This is a genomic window from Pseudomonas moorei (assembly GCF_008801475.1).
Lineage (GTDB): Bacteria > Pseudomonadota > Gammaproteobacteria > Pseudomonadales > Pseudomonadaceae > Aquipseudomonas > Aquipseudomonas moorei.
The window spans coordinates 160,544-181,401 of sequence record NZ_VZPP01000007.1; the positions used below are offsets into that span (position 1 = coordinate 160,544).

Sequence of the window (20,858 nt, forward strand, 5' to 3'; positions counted from 1 at the left end):
CACGCTCACCGTGAATGAGCTTGCGCTCAGTGTGTGGCGTCAAGCGCCAGGTTCAGTGCCAGCACGTTGACCCGGGGTTCGCCGAGGAACCCGAGCAGCGTGCCTTGCGCGTTCTTGTCGATCAGTTGGCGTACCTGTTCGAGCGGCAGGTTGCGCACCCGTGATACCCGGCCGGCCTGGTACATCGCGGCCGCCACACTGATATGTGGATCAAGACCACTGGCGGAACTGTAGACCAGGTCGGCGGGCACCGTGGCGGTATTGCCTGGATCTGCCGCGCGCAGGGCGGCAATCCGCCCCTTGACCGCGTCCATCAATGCCGGATTCAACGGGCCCAGGTTCGATCCGCCCGAGGCCAGCGGGTTATAGGGCATGGGGCTGGTGGCGGAAGGGCGGCTCCAGAAGTACTTCGGATCGCTGAAACCCTGACCGATCAACAGCGAGCCCACGGTTTTGCCGTCCCGTTCGATCAGGCTGCCGGCGGCCTGATGGGGAAAGACCAGCCGGGCAATCCCGGTGGTGACCAGTGGATAGGCCAGTCCGGTGAGCAGTGACAGAGCAATGAACAGAATCATCGCGGGACGGAGCAGAGATAACATGGCCGTACTCCCTCAAGTCAGACCGACAGCGGACAACGCCATGTCGATCACTTTGATACCAATGAATGGAACGATCACCCCACCCAGTCCGTAGATCAACAGGTTGCGCCGCAACAGCAGGGCCGCACCGACCGGGCGGTACTTCACGCCTCTGAGCGCCAGGGGAATCAGGAAAATGATAATCAGCGCGTTGAAAATCACCGCCGACAGCACGGCGGAGTTCGGGCTCGTCAGGCCCATGATGTTGAGCGCGGCGAGCTGCGGGTACGTGGTGACGAAGGCTGCGGGCACGATGGCGAAATACTTGGCGATGTCGTTGGCAATCGAGAAGGTGGTCAGCGAGCCACGGGTCATCAGCATCTGTTTGCCGGTTTCCACCACCTCGATCAGCTTCGTCGGGTTGCTGTCCAGATCGACCATGTTGCCGGCCTCCTTGGCCGCTTGGGTGCCCGAGTTCATGGCCACCGCGACATCGGCCTGTGCCAGCGCCGGGGCGTCGTTGGTGCCGTCGCCAGTCATGGCCACCAGCCGACCTTCGGCCTGGTAGCGGCGGATCAGCTCGAGTTTTTGCTCCGGCGTGGCTTCGGCCAGGAAGTCGTCGACACCCGCCTCGGCGGCGATGGCGGCGGCGGTGACCCGGTTGTCGCCGGTGACCATGACGGTCTTGATCCCCATGCGCCGCAATTCGAGGAAACGCTCCTTGATGCCGCCTTTGACGATGTCCTTGAGTTCGATCACGCCCAGCACTTTGGCGTCGTCCGCCACCACCAGCGGCGTGCTGCCCCGGCGGGCCACCTCGTCGATGATGGTTTGCACGGCGTCCGGAAAATGCCCGCCCTGGGACTGGACGTGCCGCAGGATCGCTTCGCCGGCGCCCTTGCGCAGTTGCCGGCTGCCCATGTCGACACCGCTCATGCGGGTCTGTGCGGAGAAGTGCACGAAGTGCGCGTCGAGCGCGGCAATGTCGCGTTCACGCAGGTTGAAGCGTTGTTTGGCCAGTACCACGATGCTGCGGCCTTCGGGGGTTTCGTCGGACAGGGAGGCGAGTTGCGCCACGTCCACCAACTCTGCTTCCTTGACTCCAGGCGCCGGCAGGAATGCCGAGGCGTGACGGTTGCCCAGGGTGATGGTCCCGGTTTTGTCGAGCAGCAAGACATCCACATCACCGGCCGCTTCCACCGCACGGCCGGACGTCGCGATCACGTTGGCTTCCATCATGCGGCTCATGCCCGCCACCCCGACCGCCGAAAGCAAACCGGCAATGGTGGTGGGGATCAGGCACACCAGCAACGAGATCAGGACGGTGATCGAGACCGGTGTGCCGGACTGTGCCACCGCCACGCCGAACAGCGAGAAGGGCAGCAGCGTCACCGTCACCCCCAGGAACACGATCGTCAACGCCACCAACAGGATCGACAGGGCGATTTCATTCGGCGTCTTTTGCCGCTTGGCGTTCTCCACCATGGCGATCATGCGGTCGACGAAGGTTTCGCCAGGGTTGGTGGTGACGCGAATGACAATCCAGTCCGACAGGACCCGAGTCCCGCCTGTTACCGATGAGAAATCACCCCCACATTCCCGAATCACCGGGGCCGACTCACCGGTGATGGCCGATTCGTCCACCGAGGCAGCACCTTCGATGACCTCGCCATCGGCGGGGATCAACGAGTTCGCGAGGTCGCCGGCCTCGACCACCACCACATCGCCTTTGCACAGGTCACTCGATTGCGCCAATTGCCACTCGGCACCGTAGTGCGGTTCACGCAGTTTCTTGGCCCAGGTTTCCTTTTTCAGGTCCCGCAGCGAGGCCGCTTGAGCCTTGCTGCGGCCTTCGGCCAGGGCTTCGGCAAAGTTGGCGAACAGCACGGTGAACCACAGCCACAAGGCAATCGCGAGAATGAACCCGGCGCTGGCCTCACCCTGGCCACGCAGGGCCTGGACCCACAGGGCGCTGGTGATGAGCGCGCCGATGTAGACGACAAACATCACCGGATTGCGCCACTGGATCCTCGGATCGAGTTTGTGCACGGAATCGACCATGGCCGGGCCAATCAGTTTCGGGTCGAACAAGGTGAACGCTTTGCGTGTCATGTTCGTGGTCTCACTTGATCAATATGAGGTGTTCGACGACGGGGCCCAGCGCGAGCGCCGGCACGTAGTTCAGCAACCCGACCAGCAACACCGTACCGATCAGCAGCACCACGAACAGCATCCCGTGGGTGGGCATCGTGCCGCCGGTGACCGGCAAGCGTTTTTTCGCGGCCAGGCTGCCGGCGACAGCGAGCACCGGGACGATCACGCCGAAGCGCCCGAACCAGCAGCCGATGGCCAGCATGATGTTGTAGAACGGGGTGTTGGCGGACAGCCCGGCGAAGGCGCTGCCATTGTTGTTGGCTGCTGAGGTGAAGGCGTAGAGGATTTCCGAGAAGCCGTGGGCGCCGGGGTTGGCGATGCCCAGCTTGCCGGCGTCGGCCATGACCGCGATGGCGGTGCCGAACAGCACCAGCAAGGGCGTGACCAGAATCGCGATGGCGACCATTTTCATCTCGTAGGCTTCGATCTTCTTGCCCAGGTACTCGGGTGTCCGACCGATCATCAGACCGGCGATGAACACGGCGAGGAGGGCGAATATCAGCATGCCGTACAGGCCTGAGCCGGTGCCGCCGAACACCACTTCGCCCAGTTGCATGAGTATCAGCGGCACCGCGCCGCCCAGCGGCGTGAACGAATCATGCATTGAGATAACCGCGCCGCAGGACGCCGCCGTGGTCACCGCCGCAAACAAGCTGGATGCACTGATGCCGAAGCGCAGTTCCTTGCCCTCCATGTTGCCCGCCGCCGTGTCGATGCCCAGTGTCGAGAACTGCGGGTTGCCCAGTTGTTCGTAATGGGTGACGGCCACCACGGCGATCACAAAGATGATCGTCATTGCCGCCAACAGCGCCCAGCCCTGGCGAATGTCACCGACGATGTGGCCGAAGACGAAACACAGTGCGGTCGGGATCAGGAAGATCGCGATCAGTTGGAAGAAGTTCGTCAGTGCGGTCGGGTTTTCATAAGGGTGCGCCGAGTTGGCGTTGAAGAAGCCGCCACCGTTGGTGCCGAGCATCTTGATCGCCTCTTGCGAGGCAACGGGGCCCATGGCGATGGTTTGCTTGTCGGTGCTGGCGGCCACGGTGACCGGGCTGCCCTGGGCATCAAGCTTGGGCTGACCGGCGTCATTGAGTACCGGGGCCTGGTACTGCATGACTTCCAGGGTCGAGACGTCCTTGTACGGGTCGAGATTCTGGATCGACCCTTGGCTGACAAGGAACAGTGCGAAGATCAACGACAGTGGCAGCAGTACCCACAGGGTGATGCGGGTGAGGTCGGCCCAGGCGTTGCCGATGCTGGCCGCGCTGTGCCGGGCGAATCCGCGAATCAGGGCCACGGCGACCACGATGCCGGTGGCGGCCGAGAAGAAGTTCTGCACCGTCAGCGCGAGCATCTGGGTCAGGTAGCTCATCGTCGATTCGCCGCTATAGGCTTGCCAGTTGGTATTGGTGACGAAACTGGCGGCGGTATTGAACGAAGAGTCCGGTGTAACGGCGGCAAACCCCTGGGGGTTGAACGGCAGAATGCCTTGCAACCGTTGCAAGGCATAAACGGCCAGGAACCCCAACGTGTTGAACAGGATCAAGGCGAGCGCGTACTGCAGCCATCCCATCTGCGTCTCAGGCGTGACCCCGGCCAGTCGATACAGCGGTGACTCTATGCGCGCGCCAAAGGCAAACCGGCCCTCCATCACGGTGGTCAACCAACGCCCGATCGGCCAGGCCAACAGCGCCAGCACCAGCAGGAAGACCGCGAGCAGGACCCAGGCTTGAGTCGTCATAGGAAGTCCTCCGGAAACAACAGCGCCGCAATCAGGTACACCAGCAACCCGGCCGCAATGATGCCGCCGAACAGATAGAAGCCTGTCATGACCGTCTCCTGTCGAGCGCCGCACAGCCGTAAGCCAGGCCGACCAGAATGATGAAAAACACCGCACCGAGTAGCAGATAAATGAAGTCCATGGCTTTTCCTCCCGCGATGAGGAAAGCCTAGAGCGATGCCTGGTAAGTTGTCAGAAAGATCGGGAGGCGAAGAATAAAGATCTTGTAAAGATGTACTTGAACGGTGCGGCGCTTTGATTGACAGCGCCGAACTCGGCCGGATGGGAAATCGTTGGTGCGGAAACCCCGCGATTTCTGTAGGCGCCGCCTTGCCGGCGAAGGCATCCGTGTTTCGCGCGGGCGGCATTGTCCTGCGCCCTTGGTTCACGGGGCAGGAGAGCATTTTTGCGCTGGGGGAGGAGCACCCGACGGTCGTAGCGAATGATGCTTTTTTGCCTGTACGGGGATCAGCCAGCCTGGGTGTCGGGGTTTTGCGCAGTTCCGGTTGGTCTGAGCTTGAAGCGGCAGACATGACCGCCTCGGACCATGCATTCGCTGTGCTCGACTTCGCCTCCGCCCAGCGCTCCGATCAAGGCCAGGTCCAGCTCGCAAACGACCGGGTGTGCAGCGGCCAACCGATGGAATACGCAGTTATGCGCGACGATTTCCTGTTCGCCGGATGAGCGAAAAAACACCTCGGCTTCATAACCCGCCTGGTTCATGTGCTGCACGATCGTTGATTCATCAACCACGTGCTGCTCACGGTCCCGGGCCAGTTTGTGGCCCAGGCTGCGCATCAACGCAGCCAGAGCCTCGGGGCCGATGAGGTCGGCCACTTCATCGATCAGCACGCTGGCCAGCATCTGGTACTGGCGGGGGAATTGCTCTTTGGCATAGTCGGTGAGCCGATACAGCTGCTCGGGGCGCCGTCCCGTCGGGCGGGTGGCACCGCGCAGCACCAGGCCATCACGTTCCAGCGCCGCCAGGTGTTGGCGTATCGCCGTACGGGTGACCGCCAGATGCTCAGCCAGCTCGTCAATGCTCATGCCGTCCCCATGGTGCAGCAGCGCATTGAGCAGGTCCTGCTGTGTTCGGCCCAGTCCTTCCAGCATGGTGTGTCCTCGCGCAGTGTCAGAACTTGTCCGGGAATTGCTTGACCAGTGCAGCGGTCAACGCGTCGGCCAACGCCAGGATATGGCTGCGCATCATCTGCCAGGTCCGCGCTTCGCCGGCGTAATCGTGCGCGGCGAACTCATCGATCTGGGCGATGTGGTGCCCGCCATGGGCAGACAGCATATTCACCAGCGTGGCTTCGGGCAGATTGGGGTTGGCGGACGCCAGGAACGCCGCGATGGCCCTGGCATTGCTGGTCAACTCGGCCACGGCGGCCTGCTTGCCCTTGGTGTCTTTGCCCACCGTGGCGTCGCTGTAGTGTTTCACCGCGTCCCAATGACCGGCAAGCAGCTTGAGCAGTTGATCGGCGGCCGGCTGGCCATAGAGTGGGGCAATGCTGTTGGCGATTTTGCTCGCGTTATCGACGACCTGGTCAGCCGCGATTTTGGCTTGTGCGTGGTCGGCGGCCTGATTGGCGAGCGCGTAGTTCCTGATCCAGAAAATATGCTCGACCCACAGGTCGCGCAGGGCCAGGCGCGTGGTCAGCGCAGGGCTGTCGACAGCGGTAGCCGAGGCTGCAGGCGTCTGGCTCCACGCCGGTTGCGCGCAGAAAGCCAGCAGGAGCAAAGCCAGGATTTTGATATTCATGACGGCACCCTCGTGTGGTGGGATCGGTTGACAATATCAATATAGACATAAAAATATGTTTTTATTGGGCCAAGGTGAAACCTCGGATCAACGGTCGTTAAACCTTCAGTCGCTACAAACCCTCTCCCAATGCCTTGAGGTACTCCGGGCTGTCGCTGATCGAATTGTGCCCCGTGCCGGCAATCACCTGCATTGACGCCACGCCCTGGGCGAAATGGCTGTAGAGCCGCCGGGTGCTCGGGCCTGGCACCACTTCGTCGTGCTCGGCCGCGATCAGCCGCGTTGGCACCTTTATGCGCTCGGCATAGCGCCAGGATTCGAATTTGTCCTTCAACAGCCACTTCACCGGAAACCAGCGGAACTGGCGGGCGGCGAGGCCCTCAAGGCTGTTGTAAGGCGTGATCAACACCAGGCGCGCTGCCGGGCGTTGGCTGGCCAGGCGCACGGCCACCCCCGAACCGAGGCTGCGCCCGACCACCGCGACATGCCCATGGGTGGCGTGCACGTTGTCGAACAAGGCCAGGGCGTCGCGGGCGATGGCTTCTTCCGAGGGCGAGCCGGTGCTGCCGCCGTAGCCTCGGTAATGCAGCAAATACAGGGCGTAATCGGGGAACGCCTGGCTGAACTCCGGCAGGCTGCGCGAGACGTCCTCGGCGTTGCCGCCAAAATAGATCAGCGCGTTGGGGCCGTCGTGAGGCCGGACGGAGACCTGCAACTGCGCGTCGTCGACGGGCAGGGTGAGCAGTGAGGCGGCGGTCCCGACGGCGCGGGGTTGCGGGTAGTAGATCAGCGCGCGTTGAAACACATACAGCGCCGCGCAGAGCATCAGGTACAACACGGCCAGGACGACGACAAGCAGCATCAGGTTGTGTGACATTCGACTAACGTTAGTGGACGGCATCGATGGCTCGGGGGTGAACACGGCTACGCTGGATCGCTGCCAGAGTGTAGTCAATCACCAGCGGGGCACGCCGGCCGTCTGCCGAGGTCATGCTCAATGCACCAACCCGAGGGGTTCACCCGCAGGAAAATACTCACGCTGGCTGCCGGAGCCTCGGCGGTCTTCACGTTCGGTCCGGCCGCCGCGCCCTCAGCGCCGTCGACGGGAACAGGAGGCAAGACCATGCAGACCCGTGCCATTCCTTCGAGCGCCGAAGCACTGCCCATCGTCGGGCTGGGCACTTATCGCGGCTTTGACGTTGCCCCGGCCGATGCCGCCTACAAGCAACTGCCCGCGGTGCTGCGTGCACTGTTCGAGAAGGGCGGGACGCTGATCGACACCTCGCCGATGTACGGTCGCGCTGAACAGACCACGGGCGAGTTGCTGTCGATTCACGAACCCCGTTCACCGGCGTTCCTGGCGACCAAGGTATGGACCCGTGGCCGCGAAGAGGGCATCGCGCAGATGGAGCAGTCCTTTGCGTTGTTGCAGACCGACCGCATCGACCTGATGCAGATCCACAACCTGCTGGACTGGCAAATCCACCTGCCGACCTTGCGGCACTGGAAGGAACAAGGGCGCATTCGTTATATCGGCATCACCCATTACACCCCGTCGGCGTATGACGAAGTGGAGGCCGTGCTGAAGGCCGAGCCACTGGATTTCCTGCAGATCAACTATGCACTGGACGATCGCGGCGTCGAGAAACGCATCCTGCCGCTGTGTCGCGAACGCGGGGTGGCGGTGATCTGCAATCGGCCGTTCGGTGGCGGGAACCTGCTCAACCGGCTCAAAGACAGACCCTTGCCTGGTTGGGCCGCGCAAGTCGGGGTCAAGAGCTGGCCGCAACTGGCGCTGAAGTTCCTGTTGTCCCATTCGGCGGTGACCTGCGTCATCCCCGGCACCGGCAACCCGCGGTACATGGCCGAAAACGCCGGGGCCGGTTTCGGTCCGACACTCACCGATGCGCAGCGTCATCAGTTGATAGCCCTGGTGGAGTAGCGGGCGGCGCGCCCTCGAACCTCTCCTATACTGTTCGCGTCAACCGTCTTCCCCATGCCGTTGGAACCGCAGTCGACCCTCTGACGGCTTCTCCATCCAACACTGCAAGGAGTTCGAAAATGTCCATCCGCATTGGCGACGAAGCACCGGATTTCACCGCCGAAACCACCGAAGGCACGATCAACTTCCACCAATGGATTGGCAATGGCTGGGCCATCCTGTTTTCCCATCCGAAGGATTTCACCCCGGTCTGCACCACCGAGCTGGGCTACCTGGCCAAGCTCAAGCCGGAGTTCGACAAGCGCAACACCAAGGTCCTTGGACTGAGCATCGACCCGGTGAGCGACCACAACAAGTGGGTCGGTGACATCGAGGAAACCCAGGGCACTGCCGTCAACTATCCGTTGATCGGAGACGAAAACCTCGTGGTGGCCAAGCTCTACGACATGATCCACCCGAACGCCAGTGGCGGTTCGCGCACGGCGGTGGACAACGCCACGGTGCGTTCGGTGTTCATTGTCGGCCCGGACAAGAAGGTCAAGGCCATGCTGGTCTACCCGATGAGCGCCGGGCGCAATTTCGACGAAGTGCTGCGGCTGCTCGACGCGCTGCAACTCAATGCCAAGCACACCGTGGCCACCCCGGTGAACTGGCGTCCGGGTGAAGACGTGATCATCCCCACATCGGTATCCGACGAGGATGCTAAGAAGAAATACCCGGACGGTTTCAAAACCCTGAAGCCTTATTTGCGCACCGTGGCGCAACCGAAGTAACCGACTCGACAGCAGCGTCACCCCGAAGCGGGTCTTCGGGGTGACCGATGGTCGGTACGACCTCTCTCGACACGCTCTTCAGAAACCGGCTATCCGGTCGATACAGCCTCAAGGACATGAGCTTTTTCGAAGGGAGCATGAAGATGAGCCAATTGCGTAGTTGCATCGCCATGGGGCTGCTGGTCAGCCTGAGTGGAACCTGTTTCGCCTCGACAGGGGTTATCGCCTTCCGCGGAGCCATTGTGGAGCCGCCTTGCCCGGTTTCGACGTCGGCCGAAGGGCTCGCCTTGCACGGTTGTTCTTTCGGGGCCGCTGGCCAGGACGGCAGTGTACGCAAGGTGCAGCCACTGCAATCTGTGCGCTCAATCGACGGTTCGACCGCCCAGGTCAAGCTGATCGGCGAAAACAGGGAAGAGGGTGGCGTGCTCCGTCAGCAGTACGCCTTGGTGGACGGCAATGGCCGGGCGCTGACCTCGGGCAATTACGTGGTGACCCTGACTTACCCCTGATCCTTATCGCTGCGACAACGCCTGGACCAGATAGCGGTTAGGGATTGAGCCCGCGATTCTCATGCGCCACCACCACACTCCCGACCTTGCCGTAATGCTGTTCATTTAAGAGATAGAGCGAGCAATCAGTAACCTGTGGCGAGGGAGCTCGCTCCCGCTGGGGCGTGCTGGTGGGTACAGACTTAATGAGGCGGCAAACATGGCCATTGCAGGAGACGCGAACCCTGTGGGAGCGGACTTGCCCGCGATGATGGCGGCACATCCGGCATCGACGTGGCAGGCATGCCGCTATCGCGGGCAAGCCCGCGCCCACAATGCGTGCGGCGAAAGTGGCGCGTTCATTTCAGACACTGTGCCCCGACTTTCGCCACCTGCGCATCCTGTTCGGCCTTGACCCCGGACACCCCGACGGCGCCAATCACCTGGCCGTCGACCATGATCGGCACGCCGCCCTCCAGGGACGTCAGCAAGGGCGCCGAGAGGAAGGCATGGCGCCCGCCGTTGACCATGTCTTCATAGCCCTTGGATTCGCGCCGGCCCAAGGCCGAGGTGCGGGCTTTTTCGGTGGCGATGTAGGCGCTGATGGGCGAGGCGCCGTCGAGGCGTTCGAGGGCCAGCGGATGGCCGCCGTCATCGACTACCGCAATGGTCACCGGCCATTGGTTGTTCTGCGCCTCCTGCCGGGCGGCAGCGAGGATCTGGCCGACTTCGACCTGACTCAGCATGGCTTTGCTTTTCATGGGGTTCTCCAGGGCTCATTAAGGCAGGGCGGCTTCGACCAGTTCGATCCAGTGCCGGACAGGGGTGCGACCGGCGCCATCAAGGTGCGACTGACAGCCGATGTTGGCAGTGACGATCACCTCGGGATAACCGCTTTCCAATGCATTCATCTTGTTATCGCGCAGTTGCCGCGCCAGTTCCGGTTGGGTCAGCGAGTAAGTACCCGCCGAGCCGCAGCACAAGTGGCCGTCGGGCACGGTCGTCAAATTGAAACCCAGGCGTATCAGCAGCGCTTCCACCGCGCCACCGAGCTTTTGCGCGTGTTGCAACGTGCACGGGCAATGGAAGGCCAGGCGCTGGGCGCTGTGTATCCCCAGTTGCTCAAGGGGTTCGTCACGCAACACTTCAATCAGGTCCCTGGCCAGCGCGCTGACGGTTCTGGCCTTCTCGGCATAGACCGGGTCGCTGCGCAGCAGATGGCCGTAGTCCTTGATAAACGCACCGCAGCCGCTGGCGGTTTGCACGATGGCCTCGGCGCCTTTTTCGATGCTCGGCCACCAGGCGTCGATGTTGTGCCGTGCGCGATCCAGGCCTGCGGCCTGCGCGTCGAGGTGATAGTCCACGGCACCGCAGCAACCGGCCTCGCGGCTCGGCGTGACGCTGATTCCCAAGCGATCCAGGACCCTCGCGGCGGCCACGTTGGTGTTGGGCGAGAGACTCGGTTGGACGCAGCCTTCGAGCATCAGCACCTGCCGCGCATGGCGGGTGATAGGGCGCGGTTTGCTCGGCGCAGTGCTGCGCGGCAGTTTGCTTTGCAGAGTGCCGGGCAGCAGCGCGCGAAACACCTGGCCGCCGCTGACCACGCCCTTGAACAGGTGCGCATGGGGCACCAGCGTGCGCAAACCCTCGCGCAGCAAGCGCTGGCCGACCGGGCGCGGCACCGCCGCGTCGACCACGGCGCGGCCAATGTCCAGCAGGTTGTGGTAGTCGACACCGGATGGGCAGGTGGTTTCGCAATTACGGCACGACAGGCAACGGTCCAGGTGTTGCTGGGTCTTTTGCGTGACCTCATTGCCCTCCAGCACCTGTTTGATCAGGTAGATGCGCCCGCGTGGGCCATCCAGTTCATCACCGAGCAGTTGATAGGTCGGGCAGGTGGCATTGCAGAAGCCGCAGTGCACACAGGTGCGCAGGATGCCGTCGGCTTCTTCGGCTCGTGGCAGTTGGCGGGCGCTGTCGCTCAACGTGGTCTGCATGGCTCAAAGCTCCGCGTACAGGCGACCGGGGTTGAAGATGCCCCGGGGATCAAGTTGCTGCTTGAGGTTCTGATGCAAGCGCATCAAGGCGCCGGGCAGCGGCTGGAAGGGGCTGTCGGTGAGCCCGTGGCTGTAGCAGGTGACATGGCCGCCCACCTCAGCGACGACCTGGCGAATGAACGCCGCGTCGGCGTCGGACTTGAGCCAGCGCTGGGCGCCGCCCCAATCGATCAACTGGCGGCCGGGCAACGACAGTTTCGGCGTGTTGTTCGGCAGCGACAGGCGCCACAGGGGCTGGTCTTCATCGAAGAAACTCAAGCGCTGTTCATTGAGGTCGGCCCAATACGAGGCGTCCAGCAACTCCCCGCCCAAGCGGTCGTGGGCCGCCGCCACCGACCCTTCGCCACCCTCAAGCCGCAAGTGCAAGCGCTGGCCGTCATGGCACGCGGCACTGATCGGCAACGGTTGCTGGCCCCATTCCCCGAGGCGCATCAGGGCGCGGTCGCTGTCCATTTCCAGGCTGATGCTCAAGGCTTTTCGGGGTTTGGGCAGGACTTTGAGCGAGACTTCGGTAATCACGCCCAAGGTGCCGTAGCTGCCGGCCATCAGGCGCGACAGGTCGTAACCGGCGACGTTTTTCATGACTTCGCCGCCAAAGCGCAAATGCTTGCCGTGGCCGGTGATCACCCGGGTACCGAGCACGAAATCCCTCACCGAACCGGACCAGGGCCGACGTGGCCCCGACAGGCCACAGGCAATCATGCCGCCCACGGTGGCGCCATCGCCAAAGGCGGGAGGCTCGCATGGCAACATCTGCTGCGCGGCATCCAGTACTTGCGACAGTTCGGCCAATGGCGTGCCGCCGCGAGCGGTGATCACCAGTTCGGTCGGGTCGTAACTGACGATGCCCCGGTGCGAGCGGGTGTCGAGTATTTCACCCGCGGTCACCCGTCCCAGAAAGGCTTTGCTGTTGGAACCCTGGATGCGCAGGGGCGTGGCGTTTTGCAGCGCCTGATTGACCTGCTCCAGCAGCAGGCCGCTGTCATCGAAATCGCCCGCGCCTTGCATCAGAAGCGCTCCAGGTCGGGGAAGGGCAACTGTCCGCCATGCACGTGCATGGCACCGAATTCGGCGCAGCGGTGCAGGGTCGGAATATTCTTGCCGGGGTTGAGCAGGCCGCTGGGGTCGAATGCTTTTTTGATTGCATGAAACAGGGTCAGTTCATCGCTGTTGAACTGCACGCACATCTGATTGATTTTCTCGCGACCGACACCGTGTTCCCCGGTGATGCTGCCGCCGACCTTCACGCACAGCTCCAGAATCTTGCCACCCAGCGCCTCGGCGCGATCGAGTTCGCCCGGTTGATTGGCATCGAACAGGATCAGCGGGTGCATGTTGCCGTCGCCGGCATGGAACACATTGGCCACCCGCAGGCCATACTCCGTCGATAGCGCGGCGATGGCGTGCAACACGCCAGGCAGTTCGCGGCGGGGAATCGTCCCGTCCATGCAGTAATAATCCGGCGACAGGCGACCCACCGCCGGGAAGGCATTCTTGCGCCCGGCCCAGAAACGCACGCGCTCGGCTTCGTCCCTGGCCTGGCGTACTTCGGTGGCACCGGCTTGTTCCAGCACTTCACGCACACGATTGCAGTCGTCGTGGACGTCGGCCTCAACGCCGTCGAGTTCGCACAGCAGGATGGCCTGGGCATCGACCGGGTAGCCGGCGTGGATGAAGTCCTCGGCGGCGCGGATGGCCAGGTTGTCCATCATCTCCAGGCCACCGGGGATGATGCCGGCGGCAATGATGTCGCCGACGGCGCGGCCGGCTTTCTCAACGGAATCGAACGCGGCCAGCAGCACTTTCGCGGTTTGGGGTTTGGGCAGCAGTTTGACCGTGACTTCGGTGATCACCCCGAGCATGCCTTCGGAACCGGTGAACAGGGCCAGCAGATCAAGACCGGGCGAGTCCAGCGCGTTCGAGCCCAGGCTCAGGTATTCGCCGTCGACGGTAAGGATGTCGACCTTCAGCACGTTGTGCACGGTCAGGCCGTATTTCAGGCAATGCACGCCGCCCGCGTTTTCGGCGACGTTACCGCCGATCGAACAGGCGATTTGCGAGGAAGGGTCCGGCGCGTAGTACAGGCCGTAGGGCGCGGCAGCCTGGGAGATGGCCAGGTTGCGCACACCGGGCTGGACCCGCGCGGTGCGCGCAGCGGGGTCGATGTGCAGAATCTGATTGAAGCGCGCCATCACCAGCAGCACGCCCTTTTCCAGTGGCAAGGCGCCTCCGGACAAACCCGTGCCGGCACCACGGGCGACCACCGGCACCTGACGCTCATGACACAGGCGCAGCACGCCTTGAACTTGCGCATTGTCTCGGGGCAACACCACCAGCATCGGCGTCGTGCGGTAGGCCGACAGCCCGTCGCATTCGTACGGTTTGAGTTCTTCCTGCTGATGCAGCACTTCCAGGTCCGGCCACTGCGTGCGCAGAGCCTGCAACAACCCGGCCTTGTCCACGTCCGGCAGCACGCCGTCGACGCGTTCATCGTAGAGAATGTTCATGGTCGCTTTACGATACTCCCTTCGTGAAAAGCCCGGACGATTGCCCGGGCATTTCGAGGCTGGCCAGGACCTGGGGCGATCAATGGCCGCCCACCACCAGGTGGCTGAACGGCGCTACATAGGCCTGCAGCGTGACCAGCCCGCCAACCAGAATCGCCAGGATGATCGAGTGGAAGAACACGTAGCGCAGGATTTCCCCTTCATGGCCGTACCAGCGGGTGGCGGTGGAGGCGACCACGATCGACTGGGCATCGACCATCTTGCCCATGACCCCGCCGGAACTGTTGGCAGCGGCCATCAACACCGGGCTGAGGCCCAGTTGCTCGGACGTGACCCGTTGCAAGCCGCCGAACAGCACGTTGGACGCCGTGTCCGAGCCGGTCAGGGCAACGCCGAGCCAGCCGAGCAAGGTGCCGAACATCGGATAGAAAATCCCCGTCGCGGCGAACGCCAGGCCCATGGTGGCGTCCAGTCCTGAATAGCGCGTGAGAAAGCCGAGGGCGAGCATGGCGGTGATGGTGATCAGCGAATAACGCACCACCCACAGTGTTCGCAGGTATTGGCTGATCAGCTGCGGGATGGAGTACCCCATCAGCAATCCGCCGAGAATCGCCGAGAGCAGGATGCCGCTGCCCGTGGCGGTGAACCAGGTGAACTTGTACACCGCATCCTCGGTTTTCGGTGCCGGCACCACCGGCGGCACCTTCTCGATCTGCTGATGGATGGTGGTAAAGGTCAGGATCGGCGCGAATATCGGATTGGCCTCAGACAATGGTTTGCCCTGCGGGTCGAGCCTGGCCGAATGGGTGGCCGGATCGATCGCCGGGCGCGTGTCGAACAGGTTCTTGAAGCCCTGCGTGCCCCAGGCGAAGACGAAGATGGTCAGGATGATCCATGGCATCCACGCGCGCATCACCGCAGGCTTGGCATCGTTGGCAAAGGTCGCGTTCGGCTCGGCTTTGCTCTCATGCTCGGTATCGATTTTCGAATGGTCGACCCGTCCGGAAAGGGCAGCAGAGGTATGCACCGTGGCCGGTTTCCAGACCTTGAGGAACGCGGTCAGGCAGGCCATGGAAATCAGCGCGGCGATCACATCCACCAGCATGGGCCCGTGATAGTTGGACACCAGGAACTGCGGCACGGCAAAGGTGACCCCGGCCACCAGGATCGCCGGCCAGATCTCCAGCATCTTGCGCCAACCGGCGAAGGCCCAGATCAGCCAGAACGGCACGATCACCGAGAAGAACGGCAGTTGCCGGCCGACCATCATCGACAGTTCCATTTCATCCAGCCCGGTGACCTTGGCCAGGGTGATGATCGGCGTGCCCAGGGCGCCGAAGGCCACCGGCGCGGTGTTGGCGATCAGCGCCAGACCAGAGGCGGCCAGCGGTGAGAAGCCCAGGCCGATCAGAATCGCGCCTGTCACCGCCACGGGCGTCCCGAAGCCGGCCGCCCCCTCGAAGAACGCGCCGAAGCAGAAGGCGATCAGCAACAATTGCAGGCGACGGTCGTCGGTGATTCTCGCCAGGGAATCCTGCAGCACTTTGAACGAGCCGTTCTCGGTGGTCAGCCGGTGCAGGAAGATGATGTTCAGCACAATCCAGCCAATCGGCAGCAGACCATTGGCGGCGCCGTACAACGCCGCCGACCCGGCCATGTTGGCGGGCATGCCGAAAGCGAAGATGGCGATCAGCAAGGCGGAGGTGAGGGCGAGCAGCGCCGCCAGGTGCGCCTTGACGTGGAAGAACGCCAGGGAGGCCAGCATCACCACCACCGGCACGGCCGCCATGAGCGTTGAAAGCACCGGGTTGTTGAACGGATCGTAGACTTGCTGCCAGACCATGTTCCACCTCTGCTTATTATTGTTGGACGTGCAGACCCCTGAGGGGAGGTGGCTTGTAGTATAGGTGGCATTACGCCGCTGTCAGGGTGCGCCTCTGGTCCTGTGAATCAGCGCTGTTTGCCGGGGCTGAGCTAGCATGGCCAATAGGGTCCAAATCCAGTACGGGGAGGAATGCCGCAATGACTGAACGCCATCTGGTCCACAAGGAAACGCTGTCCAATGGATGCAGCATCGAGGTCAAGGCCGAAATCCTCCGGGACGGCTCGCTGGGGATGTTCATCGGTGTTTACCGGCCGGACGGCACGGTCATTGACGAGAACCATGATCCCAAACCGCACATGATGGACATGGAGGCGGCGATGGATTGGGGTATCGATATTGCCAAGGGCATTGGCAATAGTCAGCGGACGTTGTAGGGGGGCCGCACAATTGCGTAGGACACAAAGCCCGTAGGAGCAGGCTTGCCAGCGAAGGGGCATTCAATGACGCCAAAAGCTTCGCCGGCAAGCCAGCTCCTACAGGTCGTTGAGGGGCGATGGCCTCAAGGCTGTTGCAGCGTTGCGCCGGTCACTCCCGTCGCGTTGGCCTTGGGTTTGGAGAACTTCCACGCATCACCCGCCGGCGCCGTGCCCTTGTCGTAAGGCTTGCCCAGCAGCATGTAGACCAGCCCGGCGCCCATCACCACCAGCGTGGTCAGGATCATCGAGTAGTTGATGTACCACGCCGCGTCGGGCGAGCGCGGCCAGACCATGTTGATGATGGCGCACACACCGTAGACCAGCGCGGCCAGGTTCACCCACAGGCCCCGGGCGCCGAGGGTGAATTGACCGTTCGGGCGCCAGCCCTTGGCCCGGGCGATCAACGCGGCGACCACGATCAACTGGAAGGCCACGTAGATACCAATGGCCGCGAAGCCGACGATGGTGGCCACGGCATCGGCCATGAACAAACCCAGGCAGACAATCGCCGCGGGCACCAGGCCGCTGACCAGAAGGGCGAACGACGGCACATGGTTGGCCGACAGGCGCTTGAACAGCGAACTGCCGACGATCATTTCGTCGCGGGCGTAGGCGAACAACAGCCGGCTGGCCGCCGCTTGCAGGCTCAACACGCAGGAAATGAACGACACCATCACCACGGCCATGACCAGGCGCGATCCGACCGGACCGAAGGCGTTGGCCAGAATGGTGGCGACCGGGTCGGTGTCTTCACCGGCCAGGACCTTGGCCATGTCCGGCACCGAGAGGATCAGCGCCAGGCAGGCGAACATCGCCGCCGCACCACCGATGTAGATGGTCATGCGCATGGCTTTGGGAATGCGCTTGCCCGGGTTGGGCGTTTCTTCGGCGACATCGCCGCAGGCCTCGAAGCCGTAGTACTGGAACAGGCCGGCCAACGACGCCGCGAGGAACGCCGGCAGGTACGAACCATTCACCTCGAGGTTGAAGGTGTTGAACAGCACGCTGAGCGGCTGATGACGCTCGAAGATCAGCAGGTAGCCGCCGACCAGAATCGCGCCGACCAACTCGCACATAAAGCCGAACATCGCCACCCGCGCCAACAGTTTGGTGCCCACCAGGTTCAATGCGGTGGAGAGCAGGATGATCGCCAGGGCGATGAGGATGTTGGCCTCGGGACCGGGCTTGAAACCGAGCAGGATAGCCAGATACGGCCCGGCACCCACCGCGACCCCGGCGATGGTCGCGCACAAGGCCCAGGCATACACCCAGCCGACCATCCACGCCCAGCGTTTGCCCACCAACCGGCGGGCCCAGGGGTACACCCCCCCGGAAATCGGGAATTGCGACACCACCTCACCGAAGATCAAGCACACCAGCATCTGTCCGGCACCGATCAGCAGGTAGGACCAGAACATTGGCGGGCCACCAGCGGCCAGGCACAAACCGAACAGGGTATAGACGCCGACGACCGGCGACAGGTAGGTAAAACCCAGGGAAAAGTTCTCCCACAGGCTCATGCTGCGATTGAAGTCCGAACTGTAGCCGAGGGCGCGGAGCTGTTCCGCATCCTGATCGGCGCTGACGCTTGCACGCGCGTTAGGTGAGCCACTCATGTTATTTCCTCATTATCAATGGCAGTGATTAAGGCTGGCGGGCTGGGCCGCTCTTGCTCCTGTGGAGCTTGTTGTTCTGTTCGCTGCACATCCGACCCGTGGGAGCCGGCTTGCCAGCGATGGCGTTTTCATGGACGCCTTCGCCGGCAAGCCGGGCTCCTGCGAAGGGCGGTTGCGATTCAAGCCTGCTGCTTCACTTCGCTGTCGCGCCCGTCGTCGTACTGCGAAAGCCACTCGACCGCCGCGTCGCGGTAGCGACTGAAGCCCTTGTAGTCGACCAGTTGCTGGTTCAGGTCGCGCAGCACCCGATGCATGCGTCGGGCCCAGGCCGGGTTGGTGGCGATGTCTTCGAGGCTGAGCAGGTAGGTGCGGATCGGGAAGACGATGGCGTTGCTGCGCGGCAAGCGATGCAGGGGCTGCAACTCGATGCGCAGGTAAACCAGCTTGCCGGCGTTCTGCGCGGTCACGAGGGTCCGGTCCGGCGCCCATTCCGGCAGGCTTTCGGCCGAGACTTCGAGGCGCGGGTTGACCGTCAGCGACCAGTTCAGGCGGCGAACCGGATGCCCGGTGCGCAGGCGCAACAGGAACTTCAGCGCCCGGTCGAGCATGCCGATTTCCTTCACCAGCGGCACCGGGCCGTGGAACTCTTCCCAGCTCATGCCGAGGTTGAAACGCAGGGAATAATCGGCGCGCTGGGTAGCGATGCCCGCGCCCCAGTACAGCGTGCCGTCGCGCTCCTCCTGCAATACCCAGTCGCCCTGGGCCTGGCGGGTCACGTACTCCATCGGCTCGTAGGGCAGGGTGGCCGGATCGCCGAAGGTGAAGCGGTCGTCGATGTCCAGCAGGCGGTTGGTCCAGTGCCACTGGCGGCCTTCACGCTCCAGGCTGAAGTACTGCGGGTAGTCCCGGGCGTAGGATTCCATGATCAGTTCCAGCAAGTCCCACTGCGCTTCCATCATGTGCGGCGCCGAGACGTAATGCATGCCGGGGTCTTTCTCCAGGGTGATCGCCCGGTCACGGCATTCGCTGATGTAGTGCTCGTCGATATCGAATGCGGCGCGGAATGCACCGTCCCCCACCGAGACATGGGGCTCGAGGTTCATCGAGTACATGTAGTCGTCATCGGGGAACGGGAAGGGCGCGCGGGCGATGGTTTCCGGGCTGTTGGCGAAGGTGTAGTCGTCGCGGTAGGTTTCGTCGGGATTGAATTGGATATTCATTGTTTTTTCTCCGTCGATCAGAGGTCGATGACCAGGCGATTGCACTTGGCGCGAGATACGCAGGGCATGATTTTCTTGCAGCTGGTTTTGTCCTCGTCGGACAGCCAGTCATCGGTGTGCAGCAGCTCGCCGTCGAGTTCCAGCACCTCGGTTTCGCAGTGGCCACAGGCACCGCCGCGGCACAGGTAGGGCATGCTGTACCCGGCCGCTTCCACGGCTTCGAGCATGGTCTGGTCGGGCGAAACCTCGATGGTCGCGCCGCTGCGGCCGAGGGTGAAACTGAAGGCCTCGCCGCCGCTGCTCTGCTCCAGGAATCGTTCGAAGTGCACGTGGCTGTCGGTCCAGCCCAGGTCACGGGCAACGGCCAGGGTGGCATCGATCATGCTGTCCGGGCCGCACGCGTAAACGTGGCTGCCGAGCGTGCGATCAGCCAGTACCTGGCCGATGTCCATGCGCGCTTCGATGCCTTTGCGGTACAGGTGCACCCGCTCGCCATAGGTCGCCCGCAACTCTTTGCCGAGCCGCGCATGTTCTTCGCCGCGCACTGCGTAGTGCAGCTCGAACGGCACCTTGCTCAGGCGCAGCTCTTCCAGTTGGGAAATCACCGGGGTAATGCCGACGCCACCAGCGATGAACAGATGCAGGCGTGCCTGTTTGATCAGCGGGAACAGGTTGACCGGCGGCGTGACTTCGATCAGATCGCCTTCCTTGACGCTGTCGTGCAGGGCCACCGAGCCGCCGCGACCGCTCTCTACCCGACGCACGGCAATCTGGTAGCTGCTGGTGTCGTAGGGCGAACTCAGCAGCGAGTAAGGGTTGCGCAAGGTGTTGCGGCCATTGGCGATCAGCACCACCACATGACTGCCACCGGAGAACGCCGGCAGGTGCTCGCCGGTCGGTGAGACCAGGGTGAAGCGCTTGATTTCCGGGGTCACCGCTTCGATTCGGGCCACGCGCAGATTCAAAGTCCCAGTGTTCTGGCTCATGTGTCGAGCTCCTCGGCGGGCGGCAGTTCGCCCGGTACTTCGGCATCGGCCTTGACCGCCTGAAACGCGGCCAGCCGCCGGGAATAGTGGTCGCGCACCACCAGCGTCAGACTGCAACCAGGGCAGTCGTAGACGCGTTGGGTGACGTTTTCGGTGTAGGTATCGCAGTGCACGCACCAGACCCGGCGCACCAGCGTGCCGGAGTGTTCGCGCAGTACTTCGTCTCGATTTAGGTCAAAGCGAGTGGCCACTTGCATGGCGCTGCCGAGGAAACTTTCGGACCCGGCCAGGTAAAGTCGAGTGCCCATGCGCGCATCGAAGAGCAGGTCGTTCAGGGCGTCGATCAACGCCTGGTTGCTGGCGAACAGCTCCAATTGATGGCCTGGGTGCTGCTGTAACCGGGCGAGAAAGTCCTGGCCGGAAAAGGACTCCCGGGTGTACAGCAAGGTAATGGGCCGGTCCAGCCCGGCCATCTCGTCGAGCAGGCGCAACATGGCGCGCCCGCCACTGCCTTGCCCTGCAATGATGTGCCGCGTACCGCCCGGCAGCGGTTGCAGCCGGTCATAGACTGGCCGGCTTTTGATCCCGGTGATCAGCATTCTTGTTATTCCTCCTGACTATCGGCTCGGCTGTTGAAAGCCGGCTGTGATGCAAAGCCCAACGACGGTGGGTTGCGATAGCAGGAGCACAGGGC

The 20,858-nt window shown here is 63.0% G+C and carries 20 protein-coding genes; 4 read left to right on the plus strand and 16 right to left on the minus strand.

Going from position 1 to position 20,858, the window contains the following annotated elements; all coding sequences use genetic code 11:
* Positions 1-26 precede the first annotated feature (26 nt).
* From kdpC to F7R06_RS15275, 7 genes are all read right to left on the minus strand, one after another.
* Entirely contained in the window at positions 27-599 is a 573-nt protein-coding gene (gene kdpC, locus F7R06_RS15245) for a potassium-transporting ATPase subunit KdpC (RefSeq protein WP_090320021.1), read from the minus strand.
* A 12-nt stretch (positions 600-611) separates the two neighbouring features.
* Entirely contained in the window at positions 612-2,690 is a 2,079-nt protein-coding gene (gene kdpB, locus F7R06_RS15250; RefSeq protein ID WP_090320024.1) for a potassium-transporting ATPase subunit KdpB, read from the minus strand.
* A 10-nt stretch (positions 2,691-2,700) separates the two neighbouring features.
* Positions 2,701-4,473: a potassium-transporting ATPase subunit KdpA gene (gene kdpA / locus F7R06_RS15255; protein ID WP_090320027.1), complete on the minus strand. Its 1,773-nt coding sequence runs from the start codon at positions 4,471-4,473 to the stop codon at positions 2,701-2,703.
* Positions 4,470-4,562 carry a K(+)-transporting ATPase subunit F gene (kdpF, locus tag F7R06_RS15260; protein ID WP_090320031.1) on the minus strand — a complete coding sequence of 31 codons (93 nt, stop codon included), beginning with the start codon at positions 4,560-4,562 and terminating at the stop codon, positions 4,470-4,472. The genes kdpA and kdpF overlap by 4 nt, the downstream gene beginning before the upstream one ends.
* Positions 4,563-4,980: 418 nt before the next feature.
* Complete coding sequence (locus F7R06_RS15265) at positions 4,981-5,625, minus strand: helix-turn-helix transcriptional regulator (protein ID WP_090320034.1); 645 nt, start codon at positions 5,623-5,625, stop codon at positions 4,981-4,983.
* A gap of 19 nt (positions 5,626-5,644) precedes the next feature.
* On the minus strand, positions 5,645-6,274 hold the full coding sequence (locus F7R06_RS15270; RefSeq protein ID WP_090320037.1) for a hypothetical protein: 630 nt from the start codon (positions 6,272-6,274) through the stop codon (positions 5,645-5,647).
* Between the two features lie 112 nt (positions 6,275-6,386).
* Entirely contained in the window at positions 6,387-7,175 is a 789-nt protein-coding gene (locus tag F7R06_RS15275; RefSeq protein WP_090320040.1) for an alpha/beta hydrolase, read from the minus strand.
* Positions 7,176-7,271: 96 nt separating this feature from the next.
* Here F7R06_RS15275 and F7R06_RS15280 point away from each other — a divergent pair, with 96 nt between their 5' ends.
* From F7R06_RS15280 to F7R06_RS15290, 3 genes are all read left to right on the plus strand, one after another.
* Complete coding sequence (locus F7R06_RS15280; protein WP_090320043.1) at positions 7,272-8,216, plus strand: aldo/keto reductase; 945 nt, start codon at positions 7,272-7,274, stop codon at positions 8,214-8,216.
* Between the two features lie 119 nt (positions 8,217-8,335).
* Positions 8,336-8,989 (plus strand): peroxiredoxin, encoded by a 654-nt coding sequence (locus F7R06_RS15285; protein WP_090320045.1) that lies wholly within the window; start codon positions 8,336-8,338, stop codon positions 8,987-8,989.
* A 143-nt stretch (positions 8,990-9,132) separates the two neighbouring features.
* Positions 9,133-9,498, plus strand: a complete 366-nt coding sequence (locus F7R06_RS15290) for a type 1 fimbrial protein (protein ID WP_139204774.1) — start codon at positions 9,133-9,135, stop codon at positions 9,496-9,498.
* A gap of 338 nt (positions 9,499-9,836) precedes the next feature.
* Here the strand turns inward: F7R06_RS15290 and F7R06_RS15295 are convergent, their stop codons facing one another.
* The 5 genes from F7R06_RS15295 to F7R06_RS15315 form a co-directional block, all read right to left on the minus strand.
* Positions 9,837-10,238, minus strand: coding sequence for a heme-binding protein (locus F7R06_RS15295; RefSeq protein ID WP_090320051.1), 402 nt, complete (start codon positions 10,236-10,238; stop codon positions 9,837-9,839).
* An 18-nt stretch (positions 10,239-10,256) separates the two neighbouring features.
* A complete protein-coding gene (gene glcF, locus F7R06_RS15300) occupies positions 10,257-11,474 on the minus strand; it encodes a glycolate oxidase subunit GlcF (protein ID WP_090320053.1) in 1,218 nt (405 codons plus the stop codon).
* Between the two features lie 3 nt (positions 11,475-11,477).
* Entirely contained in the window at positions 11,478-12,542 is a 1,065-nt protein-coding gene (gene glcE / locus F7R06_RS15305; RefSeq protein ID WP_090320056.1) for a glycolate oxidase subunit GlcE, read from the minus strand.
* Positions 12,542-14,041: a glycolate oxidase subunit GlcD gene (gene glcD / locus F7R06_RS15310; protein ID WP_090320059.1), complete on the minus strand. Its 1,500-nt coding sequence runs from the start codon at positions 14,039-14,041 to the stop codon at positions 12,542-12,544. The genes glcE and glcD overlap by 1 nt, the downstream gene beginning before the upstream one ends.
* A 79-nt stretch (positions 14,042-14,120) precedes the next feature.
* On the minus strand, positions 14,121-15,884 hold the full coding sequence (locus tag F7R06_RS15315; RefSeq protein ID WP_090320062.1) for an L-lactate permease: 1,764 nt from the start codon (positions 15,882-15,884) through the stop codon (positions 14,121-14,123).
* Positions 15,885-16,063: 179 nt separating this feature from the next.
* Between F7R06_RS15315 and F7R06_RS15320 the strand changes: the two genes are divergently transcribed.
* Positions 16,064-16,300: a hypothetical protein gene (locus F7R06_RS15320; protein WP_090320064.1), complete on the plus strand. Its 237-nt coding sequence runs from the start codon at positions 16,064-16,066 to the stop codon at positions 16,298-16,300.
* 125 nt (positions 16,301-16,425) lie between these two features.
* Here F7R06_RS15320 and F7R06_RS15325 read toward each other — a convergent pair whose 3' ends face one another.
* The 4 genes from F7R06_RS15325 to F7R06_RS15340 all read right to left on the minus strand — a co-directional run bounded on the left by F7R06_RS15325 (position 16,426) and on the right by F7R06_RS15340 (position 20,763).
* Positions 16,426-17,958, minus strand: a complete 1,533-nt coding sequence (locus tag F7R06_RS15325) for an APC family permease (RefSeq protein ID WP_090320069.1) — start codon at positions 17,956-17,958, stop codon at positions 16,426-16,428.
* Positions 17,959-18,137: 179 nt separating this feature from the next.
* Positions 18,138-19,178 carry a heme-dependent oxidative N-demethylase family protein gene (locus tag F7R06_RS15330; protein WP_090320072.1) on the minus strand — a complete coding sequence of 347 codons (1,041 nt, stop codon included), beginning with the start codon at positions 19,176-19,178 and terminating at the stop codon, positions 18,138-18,140.
* A gap of 17 nt (positions 19,179-19,195) precedes the next feature.
* A complete protein-coding gene (locus F7R06_RS15335) occupies positions 19,196-20,164 on the minus strand; it encodes a PDR/VanB family oxidoreductase (RefSeq protein ID WP_090320076.1) in 969 nt (322 codons plus the stop codon).
* Positions 20,161-20,763 carry a dimethylamine monooxygenase subunit DmmA family protein gene (locus tag F7R06_RS15340; RefSeq protein ID WP_090320080.1) on the minus strand — a complete coding sequence of 201 codons (603 nt, stop codon included), beginning with the start codon at positions 20,761-20,763 and terminating at the stop codon, positions 20,161-20,163. The genes F7R06_RS15335 and F7R06_RS15340 overlap by 4 nt, the downstream gene beginning before the upstream one ends.
* Positions 20,764-20,858: the final 95 nt, after the last annotated feature.

Bases quoted from the DNA above. Each gene is read 5' to 3' on its own strand.
- kdpB (WP_090320024.1), bottom strand. From the start codon at position 2,690: ATGACACGCAAAGCGTTCACCTTGTTCGACCCGAAACTGATTGGCCCG.
- F7R06_RS15275 (WP_090320040.1), bottom strand. From the start codon at position 7,175: ATGCCGTCCACTAACGTTAGTCGAATGTCACACAACCTGATGCTGCTT.
- F7R06_RS15280 (WP_090320043.1), top strand. From the start codon at position 7,272: ATGCACCAACCCGAGGGGTTCACCCGCAGGAAAATACTCACGCTGGCT.
- kdpA (WP_090320027.1), bottom strand. From the start codon at position 4,473: ATGACGACTCAAGCCTGGGTCCTGCTCGCGGTCTTCCTGCTGGTGCTG.
- kdpC (WP_090320021.1), bottom strand. From the start codon at position 599: ATGTTATCTCTGCTCCGTCCCGCGATGATTCTGTTCATTGCTCTGTCA.
- glcD (WP_090320059.1), bottom strand. From the start codon at position 14,041: ATGAACATTCTCTACGATGAACGCGTCGACGGCGTGCTGCCGGACGTG.
- F7R06_RS15285 (WP_090320045.1), top strand. From the start codon at position 8,336: ATGTCCATCCGCATTGGCGACGAAGCACCGGATTTCACCGCCGAAACC.
- F7R06_RS15295 (WP_090320051.1), bottom strand. From the start codon at position 10,238: ATGAAAAGCAAAGCCATGCTGAGTCAGGTCGAAGTCGGCCAGATCCTC.
- F7R06_RS15265 (WP_090320034.1), bottom strand. From the start codon at position 5,625: ATGCTGGAAGGACTGGGCCGAACACAGCAGGACCTGCTCAATGCGCTG.
- F7R06_RS15325 (WP_090320069.1), bottom strand. From the start codon at position 17,958: ATGAGTGGCTCACCTAACGCGCGTGCAAGCGTCAGCGCCGATCAGGAT.
- kdpF (WP_090320031.1), bottom strand. From the start codon at position 4,562: ATGACAGGCTTCTATCTGTTCGGCGGCATCATTGCGGCCGGGTTGCTG.
- glcE (WP_090320056.1), bottom strand. From the start codon at position 12,542: ATGCAAGGCGCGGGCGATTTCGATGACAGCGGCCTGCTGCTGGAGCAG.
- F7R06_RS15320 (WP_090320064.1), top strand. From the start codon at position 16,064: ATGACTGAACGCCATCTGGTCCACAAGGAAACGCTGTCCAATGGATGC.
- F7R06_RS15335 (WP_090320076.1), bottom strand. From the start codon at position 20,164: ATGAGCCAGAACACTGGGACTTTGAATCTGCGCGTGGCCCGAATCGAA.
- F7R06_RS15290 (WP_139204774.1), top strand. From the start codon at position 9,133: ATGAGCCAATTGCGTAGTTGCATCGCCATGGGGCTGCTGGTCAGCCTG.
- glcF (WP_090320053.1), bottom strand. From the start codon at position 11,474: ATGCAGACCACGTTGAGCGACAGCGCCCGCCAACTGCCACGAGCCGAA.
- F7R06_RS15340 (WP_090320080.1), bottom strand. From the start codon at position 20,763: ATGCTGATCACCGGGATCAAAAGCCGGCCAGTCTATGACCGGCTGCAA.
- F7R06_RS15330 (WP_090320072.1), bottom strand. From the start codon at position 19,178: ATGAATATCCAATTCAATCCCGACGAAACCTACCGCGACGACTACACC.
- F7R06_RS15270 (WP_090320037.1), bottom strand. From the start codon at position 6,274: ATGAATATCAAAATCCTGGCTTTGCTCCTGCTGGCTTTCTGCGCGCAA.
- F7R06_RS15315 (WP_090320062.1), bottom strand. From the start codon at position 15,884: ATGGTCTGGCAGCAAGTCTACGATCCGTTCAACAACCCGGTGCTTTCA.